Raw genomic sequence first — 20,473 nt, forward strand, 5'->3', positions numbered from 1 at the left:
AAAAACCCTGAAATTACAGGGTTTTTGTAGGCGTTAATTCTATATCGAATTGTGTTAAGCTCTGAAACTCTTGAAGGCGTGATTCTAAATCAGAATGTTTTAGATTCTCCATTCTTTCAGTTCCAAATTTCTCTACACAAAAGGAAGCTAAACTTGATCCATAGATCACAGCATTCTTCATGTTTTCAAAAGAAATATCTTCAGATTGTGCTAAATAACCTGTAAAGCCACCAGCAAAGGTATCTCCTGCTCCAGTTGGATCAAAAACTTCTTCTAATGGTAATGCGGGTGCGAAAAAGATCTGGTCTTTATGAAACAATAATGCTCCATGCTCTCCTTTCTTGATCACTACATATTTAGGGCCCATTTTTTCGATCTTTCTAGCTGCTCTAACCAAAGAGTGCTCTTCAGTCAATTGGCGAGCTTCTTCATCGTTAATAGTTATTACATCTACTTTAGCGATCACTTTTTTGAGATCTTCTAGTGCGTTATCCATCCAAAAGTTCATTGTATCTAATACAACTAGCTTTGGGTTGTTAACTTGTTCTAAAACACTCAATTGAACTAAAGGATGAAGGTTCCCCAACATCACAATTTCTGAATCTTTAAAATCTTTAGGAACAACAGGTTTAAAATCGGCTAACACATTTAATTGCGTATCTAAAGTGTCTCTGGTATTTAAATCATTGTGGTATTTTCCTCTCCAAAAGAAAGTTTTTCCTCCCTTTACTACCTCAATTCCTTGGATGTCTATTTCTTTACTGGTTAGAAGATCCATATGTTCCTGTGGGAAATCTTCTCCTACTACAGAAACTATAGCGCTTTTAACGTTGAATTGGGAAGCAGATAAACCAATATATGTGGCAGCACCACCTAATATTTTATCGGTTTTTCCAAATGGGGTTTCAATTGCATCGAAGGCTACTGTGCCTACTATCAATAATTTACTCATAATTACGTTTCAAAAATGTGCTGCAAATATACGGTTTGTTTTTCAAGACACTTAGCAATTTTGAAAATTATGGGATCAATTTTTACAGGAGGATCTATTCAGCAAAACCCTCGTCTATAAGAAGACGTTTTTCTTTAGATGCTGCCACCGCGAGCGTATCGCAGCGTTCATTTTGAACATGGTTATTGTGGCCTCTAATCCACTGAAAATCTACTTTGTGCTTTCTGTATTCTACAAGAAAATCTTTCCAGAGATCTGTATTCTTCCTGTCTTTAAATTTTTTCTTCTCCCAACCAAATACCCAGCCTTTTTTTACAGAATCTACCACATATTTAGAATCTGTAAATACCAGAATAGGTACTCCGGGTTTTTTGAGCTTTTTTAAGGCGTCGATAACAGCCAGCAATTCCATTCTATTATTGGTAGTGTGCTTAAAACCTTTAGAAAATTCTTTTTTATAAGGTTTGCCTACCCATTCCATTACAATTCCGTAACCACCAGGACCGGGATTGCCACGTGCGGCACCGTCCGTATAAATATGAACTTCAGGATTAATCAATTGTTGAAGATTCTAATAGATTCTCGATCACTTTCGGGAAATGCCGATGTTCTAGTTCGTGAATTTTTTCAGTAAGACTTGTAAGTGTTTCTGTAGAAGAAATGGAAAATGCTTTTTGAAAGATGATCTGGCCATCATCATATTTCTCATTCACGTAATGTATAGTAATTCCGGTTTCTTTTTCTTTATTATCTAACACAGCTTGATGCACATTATTTCCAAACATTCCTTTTCCGCCATATTTAGGCAGTAATGCAGGATGAAGATTTATAACCTTATTTGGAAACTTTTCTAGGATAGAAGAGGGGAATAGCCAAAGAAAGCCAGCCAATACTATAAGATCTGGATTGGTGTCTTCTAAAATATGTAAAACATCATTCGTGTTATAAAATGCATCTCTATCAAAATAAAGTGCTTTCACATTTAATTTCTGTGCTCTGTCTAAAACTCTTGCTGAAGGCTTATTGGATAGTACAGAAACCACTTCGGCAGTGCCAGAATCTTTAAAATATCGTATAATATTCTCAGCGTTAGAGCCTGAGCCAGATGCGAAGACAACAATTTTCTTGGAAAATATTCTTTTTGATGGGGACAAATCTTCGCTGTTAACAATTATTAAGTGTAAAAATAAAGGGTTTAAATGAAAATTACGTAAATTCCCGTCACATTTTTAAACTAAAAACGAGTTTTAAAGTAAAGTTTTTTATTTTTGCCACTTAATCAAAATTAAAATAGAATATTATGTCAGACATTGCATCAAGAGTAAAAGCGATTATCGTTGACAAATTAGGCGTAGACGAGAACGAAGTTGTTACAGAAGCAAGTTTCACGAACGACCTAGGCGCTGATTCATTAGACACTGTGGAATTGATCATGGAATTTGAAAAAGAATTCGATATCCAGATTCCAGATGACCAAGCAGAAAACATTGCTACAGTTGGTCAAGCAATTTCTTATATCGAAAAAGCTAAATAAAAAAGAATAGTACTATATGGAGTTAAAGCGAGTAGTAGTTACAGGCTTAGGAGCCCTCACGCCTATTGGAAACAATGTTGAAGAATATTGGGATGCATTGGTGGCTGGTAAAAGTGGATGTGCACCTATAACCTATTTCGATGCTGAAAAGTTTAAGACAAAATTCGCTTGTGAACTCAAAAATTTTAATGCTCTTGATTTTTTCGATCGGAAAGAAGCTAGAAAGCTGGATAGATTTGCGCAATACGCAATTGTCGCGTCAGATGAAGCCATTAAAGACTCCGGAATAGACCTGAATGTTGTTAACAAACATAGGGTTGGAGTGATTTGGGGAGCAGGAATTGGAGGATTGGAAACATTCCAGGATGAGGTGATCAATTTCTCTGAAGGAGATGGAACACCGCGTTTTAATCCATTTTTCATCCCTAAGATGATTGCAGATATTGCCCCTGGTAATATCTCGATTCGTCATGGTTTTATGGGAGCAAACTACACAACAGTTTCAGCTTGTGCTTCTGCTGCTAATGCTATGTTTGATGCTTTAAATAATATTCGCTTGGGATATAGCGATGTGATTATTTCTGGCGGATCTGAAGCTGCAGTAACAAAAGCGGGAATGGGAGGATTTAATGCCATGCATGCTCTTTCTACAAGAAATGAAAGTCCCGAAACGGCTTCTAGACCTTTTGATGCAACCAGAGATGGATTTGTATTAGGAGAAGGAGCAGGTGCTTTGGTTTTAGAAGAATATGAACATGCAAAAGCACGTGGAGCAAAGATCTACGCCGAATTTGTTGGCGGAGGACTTTCTTCTGACGCCTACCACATGACGGCGCCACATCCAGACGGAATTGGTGTCATTGCAGTAATGGAGAATTGTTTGCAAAATGCAGGTTTAAAACCTGAAGATGTAGACGCAATAAATACTCATGGAACATCTACACCTCTAGGGGACGTAGCTGAACTGAAAGCAATCTCTAAAGTTTTTGGAGAACACGCTAAGAATATTAATATCAATTCAACAAAATCCATGACAGGTCACCTGTTAGGAGCTGCGGGAGCTATTGAAGCTATTTCTTCAATACTTTCTATGAAGCATGGAATTATCCCTCCAACGATCAATCACGAACATCAAGATGAAAACATAGATCCGGAATTAAATCTTACTTTGAACAAAGCGCAAAAACGCGAAGTTAACCTAGTAATGAGTAATACTTTTGGATTTGGAGGTCATAACGCATGTGTACTGTTTAAAAAATTAGATGAATAACCTATCGCAATGAGTGTTATTCGAAACATATTAAATTCCCGTTCTTCTAAAGGCGGGAATTTTTTTATAGAAATGCAAAAGATCTTGGGATTTAGACCTAAGAATATCAATTTCTATAGAAAAGCATTTACTCACAGATCTTTAAATCAAAGAGATGAAGAAGGGAATGCTATAAATTTTGAACGTTTGGAATTTTTGGGAGATGCTATGCTTAGTGCAGTAATAGCAGCCTATTTGTTTAAGACAGTTCCAGGTGGCAATGAAGGGTATCTTACCAAGATGCGCTCTAAGGTTGTAAGCCGAAAGCATTTGAATGAATTGGGTAAAGACCTGAATCTTATCGGTCACGTGCAAACTAATATTCCAAAGGAACAGTTTGGAGCAAATATTCACGGAAACCTTTTTGAAGCCCTGATAGGAGCAATTTATTGGGATCGTGGATATAAATATTGCAAGAAATTTATATTTGATAGGGTTATCATTCCATATGTAGATATCGAGCAGCTCGAAGGAAAAGTGATTAGTTATAAGAGCTTACTTATAGAATGGTGCCAAAAAACCAAGAAAAACTTCAATTACGAGGTTTATGATGATTCTGGTAATGAAGAAATGAAACACTTCGCTGTAAAACTTAGAATCGAAGATAAAGTGGTGGCAAAAGCAAGGGCTACTTCCAAAAAGAAAGCAGAAGAAAAGGCATCTAAAAGGGCATATTACGCGCTTCAAGCTAAGATAGACAACTAGAAATCAACCCTTTCCAACTATAACGTTTTCGTAAGTATTTCGCAAAAAATGTTCTAATTTCCTTAGAATTCTGTATTCTTATTCTATCTTTAACATTAAAGATTAAGAGTATGTTATCCCACAAATTACTTTTGGATGATGTAGAGGATGATTATCATTTATTGGCCATCCATAGTTCTTTAGAGGAATTTAAAATGGCTTTTTTATTGAATATGAACCTGCAATTAAGCCTTAAACGTACTCCTTTCGACGTGGATTTTAATCACGGGGAGGTGCAGGCATTGTATCCGCTCTATTTTTTTAGAGAACCTACAAAATACCGTACGTATTATTTGTTCAAGAACAAGTATAAAGGATCTGTGAAAAAAGTGGTTAGTTCGGGGTCGTTATTTGTAGAAGAAGAAAATTCTACTCAACTCACGCATTTAATTCCAGAGTATAAAAAGGTAGATTATTTTTTAAAAATAGAAGATGATCTAGGGGAAGAGCTTATTCAGGATCTCTTGAATGCCATTAGCAGGATTCCAAGAGTTATTACAACATATATAGTTGATGTAAATCAGCTAAAATCAAGAAATAATTTAATTGTAGATTAATGCCAGCAAATAAAAGAACAAAAATTGTAGCCACATTAGGACCAGCAACTAGCGAAAAATCTGTGTTGAAAGATATGCTAGAAGCAGGGGTAAATGTGTTTAGAGTTAATTTTTCGCACGCAGATTATGAAGATGTGAAGGAGCGAATTAAAATGATTCGGGAGCTTAATGAAGAATTTGGATATACGGCAGCAATACTTGCCGACCTTCAAGGCCCTAAATTAAGGGTGGGAAAAATGAAGGAAGAAGTGGTTGTTAACCCAGGAGACCAAATCATTTTTGCTACAGGAAAAGAATTTAAAGGAACTGCATCTCGAGTTTATATGAACTACGCACAGTTTCCAAGAGATGTGCAACCTGGGGAACGAGTTTTATTGGATGATGGGAAGTTGATGTTTGAAATTATAAGCACTAACAAAACCGATGAAGTGGTTGCAAAAGTAATTCAGGGAGGTCCTTTAAAATCCAGAAAAGGGGTGAATCTTCCTAATACAAAGATCTCTTTACCGGCACTTACAACTAAGGATATAAAAGATGCGATTTTTGCCTGTGAACTAGAAGTAGATTGGATCGCGCTTTCTTTTGTGAGACATGCAGAAGACCTAATGGAATTACAGGAATTGATCAAAAAGCACAGTGATCATAAAATTCCAATTATTGCTAAGATCGAAAAGCCTGAGGGCGTAGAGAACATAGATAAAATAGTTGCATACTGCGACGGGCTAATGGTAGCACGTGGAGATCTTGGTGTAGAGATCCCTGCTCAAGAAGTTCCGCTTATCCAGAAACAATTGGTGCTAATTGCCAAAAAAGCAAGAATTCCCGTTATCATTGCTACTCAAATGATGGAAACCATGATCACAAGCCTTACTCCAACAAGAGCAGAGGTAAATGATGTGGCAAATTCTGTGATGGATGGTGCAGATGCGGTAATGTTAAGTGGGGAAACCTCTGTTGGAAAATATCCGGTACAGGTGATTGAGAAAATGACACAGATCATTAAGAGTGTAGAAAACTCACCGCTTATAAAGGTGCCACACGATCCTCCACATGTTAGAACTAACAGGTATATCACAAAATCTGTGTGTTTTCATGCAGCGATAATGGCTAACGAAATAAAAGCAAAAGCAATATGTACCTTAACAAATAGTGGATATACTGCATTTCAAATTTCGGCTTGGCGTCCTGAATCAACGATTTTGGTGTTTACTTCTAACCATAGAATATTATCTCAGTTAAGTTTACTGTGGGGAGTAAAAGCTTTCTTCTATGATAAGTTTTCAAGCACAGATGAGACCATCGAGGATATTAATAAAATAGCAAGTGACAATGGTTATGCAGAAGTTGGAGATTTTATAATAAATCTGGCCGCTATGCCAATTGCCGATAAAGGAATGGTAAATACCCTACGTGTTTCTGAAATAAAATAACACCTAGATTAAAATAAAAAAGCCACGAATACACTAATGTTTTATTAGTGTATTCGTGGCTTTTTAGTGAAAAACACTTAATTAGAAATCAAACTTTAGTTGTACCGCTATTTCTTTCTCTTTTACGTGAGTTTCCTTTTTTCCTGTGTTTAAATTGGAAAGTGTAATTCCCAAGAGTCGAACAGAATTTTTCATTTTTTCCTGAAACAATAATTCCTTTGCTGTGTCTAAAATAACAGCTTTTGAACCTATATAATAAGGCAGGGTCTTGCTTCTAGTTTGTAAAGTAAAATCGCTATATTTTATCTTTAAAGTGACGGTCTTACCGGCAACTTTACTCTTCTTAAGTCGGCGTTCAATTTCTTCCGCTATATTCTCTAAACGCTCCATCATAAAGATCTCTGAAGCGATATTTTCATTAAAAGTCCTTTCGGCACCAAGGGATTTCCTAATTCTATCTGTTTTTACCTCACTGGTATGAATCCCTCGAACTACATTGTAATAATATCTTCCGCTCTTTCCAAAATTCTCTGTGAGGAACTCTTCAGATTTTTCTTTTAATTGAATCCCCTTGAAGATCCCTAAAAGGTACATTTTTTCGGCAGTTACTTTTCCAACACCATAGAATTTCCTGATCTGCAATTGCTCCAAAAAGGCTTCTACCTCTTCTGGGTTTACTGTTTTTTGTCCGTTTGGCTTGTTAATGTCACTTGCAACCTTCGCAATAAACTTATTTATGGAAATTCCTGCCGAAGCATTTAAACCAGTCTTTTCCTTTATTTTCTCCCTGATTTCTTTGGCGATCATAGATGCACTAGGAATCCCTTTTTTGTTCTCAGTAACATCTAAATAAGCTTCATCTAAAGACAGTGGTTCAACAAGATCTGTATATTCTAAAAAGATCTCTCTTATTTGACTTGAGACTTCTTTGTATCGTTCAAATCTGGGTTTTACAAAGATTAACTCTGGGCAATTTCGCTTTGCGATCACACTGCTCATGGCGCTTTTTACACCAAATTTCCTAGCTTCGTAACTCGCGGCAGAAACCACACCTCTTTCTGAACTCCCACCAACAGCAACTGGTTTATTCCGTAGATCGGGATCGTCCAATTGCTCTACAGATGCGTAAAATGCATCCATATCTATATGAATTATCTTTCTTATTGGGAATTGGGTTTTCACATCGTAAATTTAGTGAAACTTGAATGAGCCTAATACTAAGTAACCTTATTAACTAATGTTTTTGACTAGGTTATAATCCGCTATCTTTGGATAGTCAAAAAATTTAATATAAAACCAAAAGGCTTATGCTTACTTAAGTTTGTTATTAGATGCTGAAACAAGTGCAGCATGACGAATTATTGCAATTGTGACCAAATCAAAGAAATTGATATTATGAAAACAGCGATACTATTAGGGGCAACGGGATTAACAGGAGGTTACTTATTAAAAATTTTACTGAATGATCCTAATTACAAAAAAGTGAAGGTTTTTTCCAGATCTAGTGTTGGGTTTGAGCATGAAAAAATGGAAGAACATTTAGTAGATCTACTCAAGGTAGAGGATTATAAAGACAGTTTCAATGCAGACGAAGTCTACTGCTGTATTGGTACAACTAAAAGTCAAACCCCAGACAAGAAAACCTATAAAAAAATTGACATGGGAATTCCGGTTACCGCTGCTAAACTTTGTAGAGAGAATAAAATAGACACTTTCTTGGTGATCTCTGCACTTGGAGCCGATGCTAATAGCGGTGTTTTTTACAATAAAGTGAAAGGGGAGATGCAGCATGAAGTACTGGAACAAGGAATTACGAACACCTATATTTTTCAGCCCTCACTAATTGCTGGAGATAGAGAAGAAGAAAGATTTTTCGAAAAACTAGCTATTAAAGGAATGAAGGCAATTAATAATCTACTTGTTGGTTCCCTAAAAAAATATAGATCTATTCAACCTAAAACTATCGCAAAAGCAATGCATATTTGCGCAAATTCTGGCTATCCTAAGATATTGATCGAATCTGATGAAATTCAGAAATTAGCTTCAGAATAACTCTCAAAATTTATGATAGAAATAGAACGAAAATTTTTAGTGACTTCAGATAAATATAAAACTGAAGCATTTAAAAGTTCAGAAATAAAACAAGGTTACTTAAACTCGCACCCGGAAAGAACCACCAGAATCCGGATTCAGGATAAAAAAGCATTTATCACTATTAAGGGGAAGTCTTCTGAAAGTGGTTTATCAAGGTTTGAATGGGAAAAGGAGATTCCGGTAGAGGAAGCTTTGGAGCTTTTAAAACTTTGTGAGCCGGGCGCTATTGAAAAAGTGCGCTATTTAGTGAAATCTAAAGAATTCACTTTCGAAATAGATGAATTTTTTGGAAGTAATCAAGGGCTAGTTATAGCGGAAATTGAATTGCTTTCTGAAGAGGACATTTTTGAAAAACCTAATTGGTTAGGCGAGGAAGTAACAGGGAATAACAACTATTATAACTCTCAACTTTGCATCAATCCCTACAAGAACTGGAAAAAATAGAAATGCAGCCTTGGTGGACTGCCAAAGGCGGAAAATTCCTTCATTGAGGGTTTAATTCCCCCAAGGCTCTTGATTAAAACATCCCGAAGGCTTTAAAACTTTCGGGATGCTTTTCAACTAACAACTAATTAATTTTTATCTCCATCCACCACCTAGGGCTCTATAAAGATCAACCACAGATTTTAACTGATTGAATCTGGCATTAACAAGATCTAGCTGAGAGCTCAAGGCATTCTCTCTAGCCGTTAATACTTCCAGATAATTAGCATAACCATTTTTGAGTAATTCTTCAGAATATACGGTAGCATCAGAATATGCCTGGAATTCCATAGATTTCACTTCTATCTTATCTGTACTTGCTTTGTAATTATACAAGGCATCAGAAACCTCTTTTCCCGCAATTAACAGTGATTTTTCAAAATTAAGAGCCGCCTGTTCTTTTTGAGATTGTGCTACTTCAAATTGGGTTCTGATCTTTCTTCCGTTAAGAATTGGCTGGGTTAAAGAACCAATAAGAGTTGCAAAAAGAGAATTCACACTAAAAAGTTTATCTATATCTAAACTTTGAAATCCACCATTAGCAGTTAAGCTTAAAGAAGGATAGAAATTACTTCTCGCCACATTGGTAAGCTCAAAGGCATTTACCAAATTATACTCTGCAGCAACAAGATCTGGTCTATTTTTCAATAATTGCATTGGAACACCAACTTCAAGATCTGTGGTGATCTCCTGATCATTAAGAACTCCTCTTTGAATATTTTGAGGCGCTTCACCTAGAAGAATAGAAAGTGAATTCTCCAACAATCTAATTTCGTTTTTGATATCTATCAAAATAGCTTTTGCAGTGTAAACTTGAGCTTCTGTTTGTTTCACTCCAACTTCAGTCAAATTACCAGCTTCTTTTAAAGCCTGAGTGGTTTCTAAACCTTTTTTCCTTGTCTCTATTGTAGTTTCTGTGATCCTCTTTTGTTCATCTAAAGCCAATAATTGATAATAACTAGTGGCAATATTGGCAATTAACCTGGTCTTTATTGCTTGATGTGCCGCAACACTTTGAAGATAGGAAGCCTCAAATGCTCGTTTATTACTTCTTATTTTTCCCCAGATATCTGCCTCCCAGGAAAGGTTTCCGGTTGCTTCATATTGGGTAATACTTCCATCGAAAAAAGAGCCAAACTGACTGTTTTTAGACAGGATTTGATGATTTACACTTGTCCCCAATCCTAAAGTTGGAAGGTATCCGGCTTTTCCCTGCTTTACATAAGCCTCTGCGGCTAATATTTGCTGAATCGCAATACGCACATCCAAGTTATTCTGAAGTCCTTTCTCTATGTAAGAATCCAAGACAGGATCTTTAAACATTTCTCTCCAAGAAACCTCAGCCATATTCAGGCTATCTTGAGGTAACTCATCTGTTCTATATAGATTTTCCTGCGGAACAACGCTCTCTGGCCGCTTGTAATCTTTAGCTACAAAACAAGATTGTAAGCTTAGGGCAAGCATCCCAAGAATTAAGAATTTTGATTTATATAAGATTTTCATTGTATTAAATTTCTTGTTCAGATTATTCACTCTCTATTGTATCTGGCTCCGGTTTTTTACCAACTTTTTCCTGTAACCATTGGAAAAACATAAATAAAATTGGAATAACAAACACCCCGGTTATAGTTCCTATCAATAGTCCACCAACAGCACCTGTACCAATAGAACGGTTACCTTGCGCTCCAACACCGTTGGCTAAAACCAATGGCGTCAAACCAAGAATAAAGGCGAAAGAGGTCATTAAAATAGGTCTCAAACGTGCTTTTGCACCATCTATAGCAGCATCTACAATAGATTCTCCATTCTTTCTTCGCTGTATAGCAAACTCCACGATTAGAATGGCATTTTTGGCAAGTAGTCCTATCAGCATTATCAAAGCGATCTGGAAATATATATTGTTCTCCAAACCAGTAAGCTTTGTAGTGAGATATGCTCCAAAAACCCCTAGTGGTAATGAGAAAAGAACCGAAAGTGGCAATAAATAACTTTCATATTGTGCAGCTAGTAAGAAATATACAAATATGATTGAGAGAATAAAGATCGTTGTGGTTTGATTTCCCGCACTAACTTCTTCACGCGTTAATCCAGAGTATGCAGTACTATAATTGCTAGGTAATGTTTTAGCCACTTCCTCTATTGCAGCAATTGCATCTCCAGAGCTATATCCTGGATTTACAGCTCCAGTAAGGGTTGTAGAGTTGAACAAGTTGAACCTTGTAACAGATTGCGGACCATATACTCGTTTTAGAGTCATAAACTCGGTGATTGGTGCCATTTCACCGCTTTCAGTTCTAACATATAGCTCATTAAGTGCATCTTTGGTAGCTCTATCTTCTGGTAAAGATTGAATGTATACGCGGTATTGTTTACCAAACCTCGAAAAGTCTGAAGCATAAACTCCACCAATATATCCTTGTAACGTAGAGAAAATACTGCTAATTGGAACTCCAAACTTCTTCGCCACCGGAACATTTAGTTCTATCTCGTATTGAGGATAGCTGGTGTTGAAGGAAGATTGCGCATATTGTATTTCCGGTCTTGCAGTTAATTTTTGCTTGAATTCCTGATTCACTTTATCTAATTCTTCAAAACTAGATCCAGATCTATCTAACAAGTTCACCGTAAAACCAGAGGAGTTACCAAACCCGGGAATACTTGGAGGCGAGAAGAATATAACGTTCGCTTCAGGTATAGTAGCTGCAATCCCGAATAATTTTCCGGTTACGGCTTCGATAGACTGGCTATCATCTTCACGCTCATCCCAATCATTCAACTTTATAAACCCAAGACCATAATTACTTCCAGCTCCACTAATTAAACTTCTACCGTTAATAACAGATGCTCCTTTAACTTCTGGAAGTTGAGAGATCTTTTCGTAAAGTTTTTGATTCACCTCATCGGTTCTATCAAGAGAAGCACCCGCAGGAAGCTCTACGTTCATAAATATAATTCCCCGATCTTCGTCTGGTACAAATCCTGTTGGTGTTGTAGAAGAAGCCCACCAGATCCCTCCAACAGCAATTAGGAGAATTACGGGAGTGATCCATTTATGTTTGAATAAGAAGCCTAATGATTGTCCATATCTGTGGATGGTAGCATTAAATCCGCGGTTAAATCCAGTATAAAAACGTTGAAGAAAATTCTTTTTCTCTTTTCCTTTTTGCTTCTTTTCGTGTGGTTTTAATAACAAAGCACAAAGCGCAGGACTTAAGGTTAAAGCGTTTATTGCAGAAATTATAATGGCTATAATGAGAGTTACTCCAAATTGCTCATAGAAAACTCCAGTTGGTCCTTTAATAAAAGTAACCGGAATAAATACAGCTGCCATTACTAAGGTAATAGAAATAATAGCTCCAGATATATCATCCATAGCATTTACGGTAGCCTTTTTAACATCATTGGCACCTTCATCAATTTTAGCGTGAACGGCCTCCACCACCACAATGGCATCATCTACCACAATACCAATGGCTAATACTAATGCGAAAAGCGTAAGAAGGTTAATGGAGTATCCAAAGAGGTTCAAGAAAAAGAATGTTCCAATAATAGATACAGGAACTGCAATAGCAGGAATAAGCGTAGATCTAAAATCCTGAAGGAATATGAACACTACAAGAAATACAAGTAGAAACGCTTCCATTAATGTAGTTACTACTTTTTCAATAGAGGCATTCAAAAAGTTATTGGTATCGTAAGGAATAAAAATTTCTATTCCATCTGGAAGATCTTTTTCTATAAGTTCCAGTTGTACTTTAATCGTAATAATAATTTCTTGTGCATTAGATCCTTTTGTTTGGAAGATCCCCATGTTTACTGCCGGATATCCATTAGTGGTAGAACCACCATCATAAGACTGTGCATCTAGTTCAATTTCAGCAACATCTTTCAGCCTTAAAAACTGCCCGTCTCCTAATGCTTTAATTACAATGTTACTATATTGATCTTCTGTCTTAAATCTTCCGCTATATGTAATAGTGTAAGAAAAGGTTTCTCCGTTATTTTCACCTAAAGAACCCGCTGCAGCTTCTAAACTTTGTTCTCTTAGCGCTGCGGTTATATCTGAGGGAATAAGATTATAAGCTTTCAATTTTTCTGGCTGTAACCAAATTCTCATCGCGTAATCTTTCCCTCCAAATACGGAGACATTACCAACTCCATTCACCCTCTGGATCTCTGGAATCACATTTATTTTAAGGTAATTCTGAATAAAAGTGTCATCGTAATCTGGATTGGTGCTAAAAAATGAAAGATACATCAACGCACTGGTTTGCTGCTTCTGTGTGGTTACCCCGGTTTGTTTTACCTCTGCCGGTAATAATGGATTGGCTCTTGCTACACGGTTCTGTACGTTTACCGCGGCAATATCTGGATCTACATTTTGGTCAAAATATACAGTGATAGAAGCAGTACCATTATTGGTGGCAGTAGAGGTTATATAGGTCATTCCCTCCACCCCATTAATTTGCTCTTCTATAGGTACAATTACACTTTCCAGAATAGTTTCTGCACTGGCGCCCGGGTAAGCAGTACTTACCGTAATAGTTGGGGGTGCAATATCTGGGTATTGAGTAATAGGCAGATTTGTTAACCCTAGGATTCCTAGTATTACAATAATAATGGAAACTACCGTTGAGAGAACCGGACGTTCAATAAATTTTTTAATCATGATATTTTCTTTCTTCTCTGGTTAGTTAAATACTTTCTCCAGGGGTTTTGCAACAGAATCAAATGCAACCGGTTGCGGACTTATTCTTGTACCACTTCTTAATTTATCTGTTCCTTTTGCAACCACACTATCTCCTTGTTCTACTCCAGATTCAATAACATAAAGATTGTCAACTTTAGCCTTTACCTTAACAATAGAAGAAACTACAGAATCATTATTCTGTAATTTAAACACCAGTGTATTTCCTTGTTGCTCGTAAGTGGATTCTTGTGAAATAACTAAAACATCTTTATATGTTTTAGGGATTTCTAGTATAGCACTATTGCCGTTGGTTAATAATCTTGAAGGATTATCGAAAATAGCTCTAAAGGAAATAGACCCTGTATTGGGATTGATCACAGAGTTGATGGTTTGTATCTTTCCTTCTTGATCATAAAGACTTCCATTAGCAAGTTTCAATCGTACTGCCGGAATATTATCTATTTTATCTTGAATAGTAGTTCCCTCTGCATCTTGAATAAAATCTAAATAATCTGATTCATTCATAGAGAAATAGGCGTATACTTTACTAATGTCTGAAACGGTGGTTAGTGGTTCTTGATCTGAAGCGCTAATTAAAGCTCCTTCCCTTTTACGTATTGCACCTACATAACCGTCTACTGGGCTTTTTATATTTGCATATCCAATATTTGCCAGGATGCTATTATAACCACTTTGTGCTTGTTGAAGTTTTGCTTTAGCAGTTTCTAATTGAACAGAACTTATAATGTTCTTTTCTACCAGAGGCTTCAGTTTATCCACCTCAACTTGTGCGGCATTTACATTTGCCTTAGCAGCAGCAGCATCTTGAGATAAAGATTGAGTTTCTAGTTTAAATAATATCTGTCCTGCTTTTACTTGTTCACCTTCATCTACCAAGACTTTAGTGATATAACCTGAAACTTTTGCTCTTACCTCACTATTCACAATTCCTTCTATACTTGCAGGGTAAGTAGTAAATCCAGTAACTGTTTTTGTGGGCACTTCATAAACAGGATAGGGCTTTGGTTGTGCAGCCTGAGCAGCATTCTGATCTTTTCCTTCTCCGCAGGAGGCAAGAGATATTAATCCTATGGATACAATTAATAATTTTAGAATATTCTTCATGATGTCTTTATTTGATAGGCGTAATAGGATGATTAGATTATAATTCTGCGATATTTTTCTTCAACTTGTTAACAGCATTGCTTACTTCTTCCAGAAATAAAAGATAGTTTTCATGAAAATGAAGATCAAACTCCTCAGCGTCTACAGTGTTTTGGCTATTGGCTTCTTTTTTATATTCAATAATATCTGAGTGGATATCATGCTGCATATTCCACTTCGCCAGCATTTCATTCATAACTTGAAGAAGTCTATTTGGAGCAACATTGAAATAGCGTTTTCTATCTCCCGGTTTGGTAAAATAGCTTACTCTGCCAGATGCTTGCAGCGTATTTAAATGTGTACAGATAGTGCTTTTGCTGGCATTAAGGTCTTTTACTAAGTTTTCGAAAGTAATACCACCTTTTCCGGTAATGATTAGAGTTGAGAAAATTCTAGCTTCCAGCGGAGCCATATTGTCTTCATTCTCAATAAAAACGCCTAATCTTTCTACCAGCTTATTTTTCCTTTCTATTAATTCCTTTTGCATTTCTAAAATTTGAAATGCAAAATTAGTATTAGTTCGGTAAAATACGAACCAATCAAAACTAAGATTTTGTTAAATACTTTAGGGGAATATTATCTGGTCTTTAAAATATCTAAATCTGAAGATTTAATTACATACCCAAGTCTCACCATACTGGTATATTTATTATAATCTATAAGACTTTCTGCATACCCGGCAAACCATTCCAACATAAGGTATTGGTTCCCGGAATTATTGAATAGTTTGTAGTAGATTCTTGAGCTTACAGATCCTTTCCAATCTTTTAAGCCCTTTCTCACAGTAACACTCGCAATCAAGCGGTTTGCAAGAATTGTTTGTTCAACCTTAACTTCTCCTAAGCCTACATAATCTAGTAAATCTGGGTGATTTTCGGTGTAGGCAAAAGGTAGCCAAGCTTTGGCGCTCAAAATAGTGCGTCTCCCTAATGGAGTATGGAACACCCCTGTAATTCTATTCCAACTTCTACTATCTAAACTATCTCTTCCATTGGACTCATGCTCAAATTTCAATTCTGCTAGACCGAATATATATCCTTCTCTATTAAAAACTGGCTTTCCCACACCAACACCTGGATTAAAATTAATCTCCTCAAAAGGACTAGAGTCTCGATACACATTCCAAAATGCTTTTTGGGTATAAGTAACAAATAAGTAACTATTTAGCGGTAAAGTAGCCCTGCTTACCATTTGTTTGAAGCTAATTTGATACTTGATATCGGAATTGTCTTTTGTGATCGTATTGTTTGTTGGCACTCCGCTTATAAAAAAATTATCCTGATGACTAGAAAATGAAGGCAATGCATGAATGGTATCATTAACTTGTTCTCTCGTTAAACGCTGACCAAATGTTGAGGTTTGGTTAAGAAATGCTGTAAGGATAAAGCAAGTAAAAAGTATACTTTTCATAATAAGGATATTGATGCAATAAATGCGCGAAATTTTCAGTCGGCAAAGATACTTTTAACTTTCTAAGTAAGCTATAGACTCCCAATTCTTCTTAGTTAATTAAAGCATAAAAAAAGCTCCAAATAATTGGAGCTTAAATTGTTATATCGATTTGTGCTTACTTATTTACTTCTTCGAGATTTTCATTTTCTTTGTAGATCCCTATCGTTAAATCTCCTTTTTTATTCATTGCAGCTCGATACATTCCCGCAGAATTAAATTCCATAGCAATATTCCCTTTATTATCTATGGCAATAATTCCACCTTCGCCTCCTAGCTCAGTTAATTTTCCTTGGATCACCTTTCTGGCTGCTTCTTCTAAGCTCATTTTTTTGTATTCCATCATGGCTGAGATATCGTAGGCTACAACTCCTCTCATAAAATATTCTCCCCAACCAGTTCCAGAAACAGCACAAGTAGCGTTATTTGCATAGGTACCCGCACCAATAATTGGCACATCTCCTATACGATTCCATTTTTTGTTGGTCATCCCACCGGTGGAAGTTCCTGCGGCGATATTACCGTTCTTGTCTAAAGCGACACAACCCACCGTTCCAAACTTGGATTCTTTAATATATGGATCGTAAAATGCAGTTCTGTTATCTGTGCTGTCTGCTTTCATTTTTTCAGCTTCTTTTACTCTTTGAAGCGATTGAAATCTGTTTTCTGTATAGAAATAAGAAGGATCTACAATTTCTAACTCGCGTTCCTTTGCAAATTGCTCGGCTCCTTTTCCGGAAAGAAGCACATGTGGTGAATTCTCCATTACCTGAAAAGCAAGATTAATAGGGTTTTTCACAGTGGTTACACCTGCTACAGCTCCAGCATTCAGGGTTTCCCCATCCATAATAGCAGCGTCCATTTCATTGGTTTCCTGATTGGTGAAAACGGCTCCTTTCCCTGCGTTAAAAAGCGGGGAATCTTCCATGATATTAATTGTGCGTTGAATGGCATCTATAGAAGTCCCTCCATTTGCAAGAATTTCGTGACCTGCTCTTACCGCCTCTTCTAAAACAGCTTTATAGGCAGTTTCCAAAGAATCGGACATGTTTTCTTTTAAAATAGTTCCTGCGCCTCCGTGAATCGCGATTCCAAAATTATCGGCTTCTACTTTGTCTGAAGTGGTTTTTTTCTGAGGTTTATCTATTGGTTTTCTTTCTTCGGAAGCATTGTTACACGCTAAACAAAGCGTAATAGAAAGAAGAAGTAGTATTTTTTTCATAAATTTTGGGTGTTGAGATGTTTGAAATAAAAGTACTAAAATTATAAACAGTTTTGAAGTTGATTTATTTTAATTCCTCATTGAGGGTTTAATTCCCCCGAGGCGTGCCCGAAAAGAATTTCATTCATGCGGGCTTGCCTCGAATTTTTAAAAGTATTTTTCAATTAATACCTCTTATGTTTGCCCCGAGGTTCTTGATTCATATGATTGTGTCTTTTGCATGAGCGATAGTAGTGAAAAGCCCGGAGCACCGATCGTGATCGGGGCGAGGACTTGTAACAAATAGCGCGGTTCGCGGTAGCGAACATGCCCAAAACATTTAGATAAGCTTCACAACTATCTGTGTGAGAATGATTAATTTTAAACAACTTTTATAAAATGAGAGACTATGCCAATAAATAAGCCTTTTAATCTTACGAAATGGGTGGAACAAAATAGAGATTTGTTAAAGCCGCCGGTGGGAAATAAAAATTTATATAAAGAAAGTGACGATTATATAGTAATGATAGTGGCAGGGCCAAATGCTAGAAAGGATTATCATTATAATGAAACAGAAGAATTGTTCTTTCAGTTAGAAGGGAATATAGAAATTTGTGTTCAGGAAAATGGGGAAAAACAAGTGATGACGCTGGGACCTGGAGATATGTATTTACATCCCGGGAAAATACCTCATTCCCCTGTTCGGGAAGCAGGATCTATCGGTCTGGTTGTAGAGCGGAAGCGTCTGGGTGAAGAAGGAGATGATGGCTTGCTTTGGTTTTGCGATAATTGCAACCATAAACTTTATGAAGTTTATTTCCCATTGCATGATATAGAAACCGATTTCCTAGGACATTTTAAGCATTTTTATGGCAGTAAGGAATTGCGAACTTGTGATAATTGTGTGACTGTGATGCCTGTAGACGAGCGGTTTATTAATTCTTAGAGAATGAAAGTAGATTAGGGACGGGTTTCCTATTATATTTATTATTTTCGCAACTACTAGTTATAATTAAAGATAAAAACACGATTAAATGAGTGATATAGCAGAAAAGTTTGGCATTAAACAGGCCTTAAAAGACCTTGGGATTAAAGATATAAATGAAGGGACTTCTACCGGAGCAGAATTTTTTGGAAGTGGTGAAATTATTGAATCATATTCGCCTGTAGATGGTTCGTTGATAGGGAAAGTGAAGACTACCTCTAAAGAAGATTATGAGAAAGTGATGACTGCTGCTACCGAAGGTTTCAAAAGCTGGAAAACAATGCCTGCACCATTACGTGGAGAAATAGTTAGAAAATTCAATGAAGAGTTACGCCGTTTGAAAGAACCACTTGGAAAATTGGTTTCTTATGAAATGGGTAAATCTTATCAAGAAGGTTTAGGCGAGGTTCAAGAAATGATAGATATCTGCGATTTCGCAGTTGGATTATCTAGACAATTGCACGGACTTACCATGCACTCTGAGCGTCCTGGACATAGAATGTACGAACAATACCACCCACTTGGAGTAGTAGGAATTATTTCTGCTTTTAATTTCCCCGTGGCTGTTTGGTCTTGGAATACAGCTTTGGCTTGGGTTTGTGGAGATGCTTGTGTTTGGAAAGGATCTGAAAAAACACCAATTACTTCTGTAGCTTGTCAAAAAATAGCTGCAAGAGTATTTGAAGAAAACAATGTGCCTGCTGGAATTTCTTGTCTCGTGACTGGAGATTATAAAGTAGGAGAAATGATGACTACAGATAATCGTATTCCGCTTATTTCTGCAACTGGATCTACCAGAATGGGTAGGATCGTTGCTTCTAAAGTAGCGGAACGTCTTGGAAATTCTTTATTGGAATTAGGTGGTAACAATGCAATTATTGTAACTCCAGATGCCGATATTAAAATGACCGTTATTGGTGCTGTATTTGGAGCTGTGGGAACTGCAGGTCAACGTTGTACTTCTACAAGAAGACTTATAATTCACGAATCTATTTACGATAAAGTAAAAGATGCTATTGTTGCCGCTTACAAGCAATTAAGCATTGGAAACCCTTTAGATGAAAATAACCACATGGGACCACTTATAGATAAAGATGCGGTGAAAAATTACCAAAATGCTTTGACTAAAGTTGTTGAAGAAGGTGGAAACATCATTGTTGAAGGTGGTGTTTTAGAAGGTGAAGGTTTTGAAAGCGGTTGTTATGTGAAACCAGCAATTGCTGAAGCTAAGAACTCTTACGAGATCGTTCAGCATGAAACTTTTGCTCCTGTATTGTACATGATGAAATATTCTGGAAATATTGAAGATGCAATGGAATTACAGAATGGAGTGAAGCAGGGTCTTTCTTCTGCGATTATGACCAATAATTTAAGAGAGGCAGAATATTTCTTATCTGTAAACGGATCGGACTGTGGAATTGCCAATGTGAATATTGGAACCAGTGGAGCCGAAATTGGTGGCGCCTTTGGAGGTGAAAAAGATACTGGTGGTGGACGTGAGTCTGGATCTGATGCTTGGAAAGTGTATATGAGAAGACAAACAAATACTATTAATTATACAACAGAATTGCCATTATCGCAAGGAATCAAGTTCGATTTATAGTAATTTAGAATAGAGATCTAAGATTTTAGATATTAGAAAAAACCACCTTGAAAAAGGTGGTTTTTTTGTTTGATATTGGTAAATAAATCATTCTCAAAAAGGACTTCTGCAGACACTTTTAGACAACTCTTGATGTCATTCCGACAGAGGAGGAATCTCTTTACCAAATTGAGATTTTTCATTTCATTTCATTTCTTTCAGATGATAATAGGAAGACAATGTCAGGCTGAGCCCTGTGATAAAAAATTATCTAGCGTAGGAAATTGACGTATGTAAGA

Annotated in this window: 19 protein-coding genes; 9 read left to right on the plus strand and 10 right to left on the minus strand. The window is 36.6% G+C overall.

All coding sequences use genetic code 11. The annotated features are described in order from the left end of the window. Positions 1-13: 13 nt before the first annotated feature. The 3 genes from ES724_RS09805 to purN all read right to left on the minus strand — a co-directional run bounded on the left by ES724_RS09805 (position 14) and on the right by purN (position 2,106). Complete coding sequence (locus ES724_RS09805) at positions 14-952, minus strand: PfkB family carbohydrate kinase (RefSeq protein ID WP_146932533.1); 939 nt, start codon at positions 950-952, stop codon at positions 14-16. 94 nt (positions 953-1,046) lie between these two features. Continuing rightward, positions 1,047-1,511: a ribonuclease HI gene (gene rnhA / locus ES724_RS09810; protein WP_146932535.1), complete on the minus strand. Its 465-nt coding sequence runs from the start codon at positions 1,509-1,511 to the stop codon at positions 1,047-1,049. Further along, positions 1,504-2,106 carry a phosphoribosylglycinamide formyltransferase gene (gene purN, locus ES724_RS09815; protein ID WP_146932537.1) on the minus strand — a complete coding sequence of 201 codons (603 nt, stop codon included), beginning with the start codon at positions 2,104-2,106 and terminating at the stop codon, positions 1,504-1,506. Before purN ends, rnhA begins: the two co-directional genes overlap by 8 nt. A 146-nt stretch (positions 2,107-2,252) precedes the next feature. Here purN and ES724_RS09820 point away from each other — a divergent pair, with 146 nt between their 5' ends. The 5 genes from ES724_RS09820 (at position 2,253) to pyk (ending at position 6,526) form a co-directional block, all read left to right on the plus strand. After that, positions 2,253-2,486, plus strand: coding sequence for an acyl carrier protein (locus tag ES724_RS09820; RefSeq protein ID WP_010227409.1), 234 nt, complete (start codon positions 2,253-2,255; stop codon positions 2,484-2,486). Between the two features lie 16 nt (positions 2,487-2,502). Then, positions 2,503-3,756 (plus strand): beta-ketoacyl-ACP synthase II, encoded by a 1,254-nt coding sequence (gene fabF, locus ES724_RS09825; protein WP_146932539.1) that lies wholly within the window; start codon positions 2,503-2,505, stop codon positions 3,754-3,756. Positions 3,757-3,765: 9 nt separating this feature from the next. Beyond that, on the plus strand, positions 3,766-4,500 hold the full coding sequence (rnc, locus tag ES724_RS09830; RefSeq protein WP_146932541.1) for a ribonuclease III: 735 nt from the start codon (positions 3,766-3,768) through the stop codon (positions 4,498-4,500). 110 nt (positions 4,501-4,610) lie between these two features. Next, complete coding sequence (locus tag ES724_RS09835; protein WP_026836765.1) at positions 4,611-5,096, plus strand: IPExxxVDY family protein; 486 nt, start codon at positions 4,611-4,613, stop codon at positions 5,094-5,096. Next, on the plus strand, positions 5,096-6,526 hold the full coding sequence (gene pyk / locus ES724_RS09840; protein WP_146932543.1) for a pyruvate kinase: 1,431 nt from the start codon (positions 5,096-5,098) through the stop codon (positions 6,524-6,526). The genes ES724_RS09835 and pyk overlap by 1 nt, the downstream gene beginning before the upstream one ends. An 81-nt stretch (positions 6,527-6,607) precedes the next feature. On the opposite strand, the gene dinB is transcribed toward pyk, so the two are convergent. Beyond that, positions 6,608-7,708, minus strand: a complete 1,101-nt coding sequence (dinB, locus tag ES724_RS09845; RefSeq protein ID WP_034885999.1) for a DNA polymerase IV — start codon at positions 7,706-7,708, stop codon at positions 6,608-6,610. Positions 7,709-7,921: 213 nt separating this feature from the next. On the opposite strand from dinB, the gene ES724_RS09850 reads away from it, so the two are divergent. Both ES724_RS09850 and ES724_RS09855 read left to right on the plus strand, forming a co-directional pair. Next, a complete protein-coding gene (locus ES724_RS09850) occupies positions 7,922-8,578 on the plus strand; it encodes an NAD(P)H-binding protein (protein WP_146932545.1) in 657 nt (218 codons plus the stop codon). Positions 8,579-8,590: 12 nt separating this feature from the next. Beyond that, a complete protein-coding gene (locus tag ES724_RS09855; protein ID WP_146932547.1) occupies positions 8,591-9,064 on the plus strand; it encodes a CYTH domain-containing protein in 474 nt (157 codons plus the stop codon). Positions 9,065-9,199: 135 nt separating this feature from the next. On the opposite strand, the gene ES724_RS09860 is transcribed toward ES724_RS09855, so the two are convergent. From ES724_RS09860 to ES724_RS09885, 6 genes are all read right to left on the minus strand, one after another. Continuing rightward, positions 9,200-10,606: an efflux transporter outer membrane subunit gene (locus ES724_RS09860; RefSeq protein WP_146932549.1), complete on the minus strand. Its 1,407-nt coding sequence runs from the start codon at positions 10,604-10,606 to the stop codon at positions 9,200-9,202. A gap of 22 nt (positions 10,607-10,628) precedes the next feature. Further along, complete coding sequence (locus tag ES724_RS09865; protein WP_146932551.1) at positions 10,629-13,772, minus strand: efflux RND transporter permease subunit; 3,144 nt, start codon at positions 13,770-13,772, stop codon at positions 10,629-10,631. A gap of 21 nt (positions 13,773-13,793) precedes the next feature. Then, positions 13,794-14,918, minus strand: coding sequence for an efflux RND transporter periplasmic adaptor subunit (locus ES724_RS09870; protein WP_146932553.1), 1,125 nt, complete (start codon positions 14,916-14,918; stop codon positions 13,794-13,796). Positions 14,919-14,955: 37 nt separating this feature from the next. Beyond that, on the minus strand, positions 14,956-15,444 hold the full coding sequence (locus ES724_RS09875; protein ID WP_146932555.1) for a GbsR/MarR family transcriptional regulator: 489 nt from the start codon (positions 15,442-15,444) through the stop codon (positions 14,956-14,958). A gap of 89 nt (positions 15,445-15,533) precedes the next feature. After that, entirely contained in the window at positions 15,534-16,367 is an 834-nt protein-coding gene (locus tag ES724_RS09880; protein ID WP_146932557.1) for a phospholipase A, read from the minus strand. 157 nt (positions 16,368-16,524) lie between these two features. Next, positions 16,525-17,628 carry an isoaspartyl peptidase/L-asparaginase family protein gene (locus ES724_RS09885; RefSeq protein WP_146932559.1) on the minus strand — a complete coding sequence of 368 codons (1,104 nt, stop codon included), beginning with the start codon at positions 17,626-17,628 and terminating at the stop codon, positions 16,525-16,527. 388 nt (positions 17,629-18,016) lie between these two features. Between ES724_RS09885 and ES724_RS09890 the strand changes: the two genes are divergently transcribed. Further along, positions 18,017-18,553 carry a 3-hydroxyanthranilate 3,4-dioxygenase gene (locus ES724_RS09890; protein WP_146932561.1) on the plus strand — a complete coding sequence of 179 codons (537 nt, stop codon included), beginning with the start codon at positions 18,017-18,019 and terminating at the stop codon, positions 18,551-18,553. Positions 18,554-18,641: 88 nt separating this feature from the next. Next, positions 18,642-20,195, plus strand: coding sequence for an L-piperidine-6-carboxylate dehydrogenase (gene amaB, locus ES724_RS09895; RefSeq protein ID WP_146932563.1), 1,554 nt, complete (start codon positions 18,642-18,644; stop codon positions 20,193-20,195). Positions 20,196-20,473 lie beyond the last annotated feature (278 nt).

The sequence above is a fragment of the Gillisia hiemivivida genome (assembly GCF_007997295.1).
GTDB lineage: Bacteria > Bacteroidota > Bacteroidia > Flavobacteriales > Flavobacteriaceae > Gillisia > Gillisia hiemivivida.

Excerpts from the sequence above, each read along its gene's own strand:
- ES724_RS09805 (WP_146932533.1), bottom strand. The coding sequence starts at position 952 with ATGAGTAAATTATTGATAGTAGGCACAGTAGCCTTCGATGCAATTGAA.
- ES724_RS09820 (WP_010227409.1), top strand. The coding sequence starts at position 2,253 with ATGTCAGACATTGCATCAAGAGTAAAAGCGATTATCGTTGACAAATTA.
- fabF (WP_146932539.1), top strand. The coding sequence starts at position 2,503 with ATGGAGTTAAAGCGAGTAGTAGTTACAGGCTTAGGAGCCCTCACGCCT.
- rnc (WP_146932541.1), top strand. The coding sequence starts at position 3,766 with ATGAGTGTTATTCGAAACATATTAAATTCCCGTTCTTCTAAAGGCGGG.
- ES724_RS09835 (WP_026836765.1), top strand. The coding sequence starts at position 4,611 with ATGTTATCCCACAAATTACTTTTGGATGATGTAGAGGATGATTATCAT.
- pyk (WP_146932543.1), top strand. The coding sequence starts at position 5,096 with ATGCCAGCAAATAAAAGAACAAAAATTGTAGCCACATTAGGACCAGCA.
- ES724_RS09850 (WP_146932545.1), top strand. The coding sequence starts at position 7,922 with ATGAAAACAGCGATACTATTAGGGGCAACGGGATTAACAGGAGGTTAC.
- ES724_RS09855 (WP_146932547.1), top strand. The coding sequence starts at position 8,591 with ATGATAGAAATAGAACGAAAATTTTTAGTGACTTCAGATAAATATAAA.
- ES724_RS09860 (WP_146932549.1), bottom strand. The coding sequence starts at position 10,606 with ATGAAAATCTTATATAAATCAAAATTCTTAATTCTTGGGATGCTTGCC.
- ES724_RS09865 (WP_146932551.1), bottom strand. The coding sequence starts at position 13,772 with ATGATTAAAAAATTTATTGAACGTCCGGTTCTCTCAACGGTAGTTTCC.
- ES724_RS09870 (WP_146932553.1), bottom strand. The coding sequence starts at position 14,918 with ATGAAGAATATTCTAAAATTATTAATTGTATCCATAGGATTAATATCT.
- ES724_RS09875 (WP_146932555.1), bottom strand. The coding sequence starts at position 15,444 with ATGCAAAAGGAATTAATAGAAAGGAAAAATAAGCTGGTAGAAAGATTA.
- ES724_RS09880 (WP_146932557.1), bottom strand. The coding sequence starts at position 16,367 with ATGAAAAGTATACTTTTTACTTGCTTTATCCTTACAGCATTTCTTAAC.
- ES724_RS09885 (WP_146932559.1), bottom strand. The coding sequence starts at position 17,628 with ATGAAAAAAATACTACTTCTTCTTTCTATTACGCTTTGTTTAGCGTGT.
- ES724_RS09890 (WP_146932561.1), top strand. The coding sequence starts at position 18,017 with ATGCCAATAAATAAGCCTTTTAATCTTACGAAATGGGTGGAACAAAAT.
- amaB (WP_146932563.1), top strand. The coding sequence starts at position 18,642 with ATGAGTGATATAGCAGAAAAGTTTGGCATTAAACAGGCCTTAAAAGAC.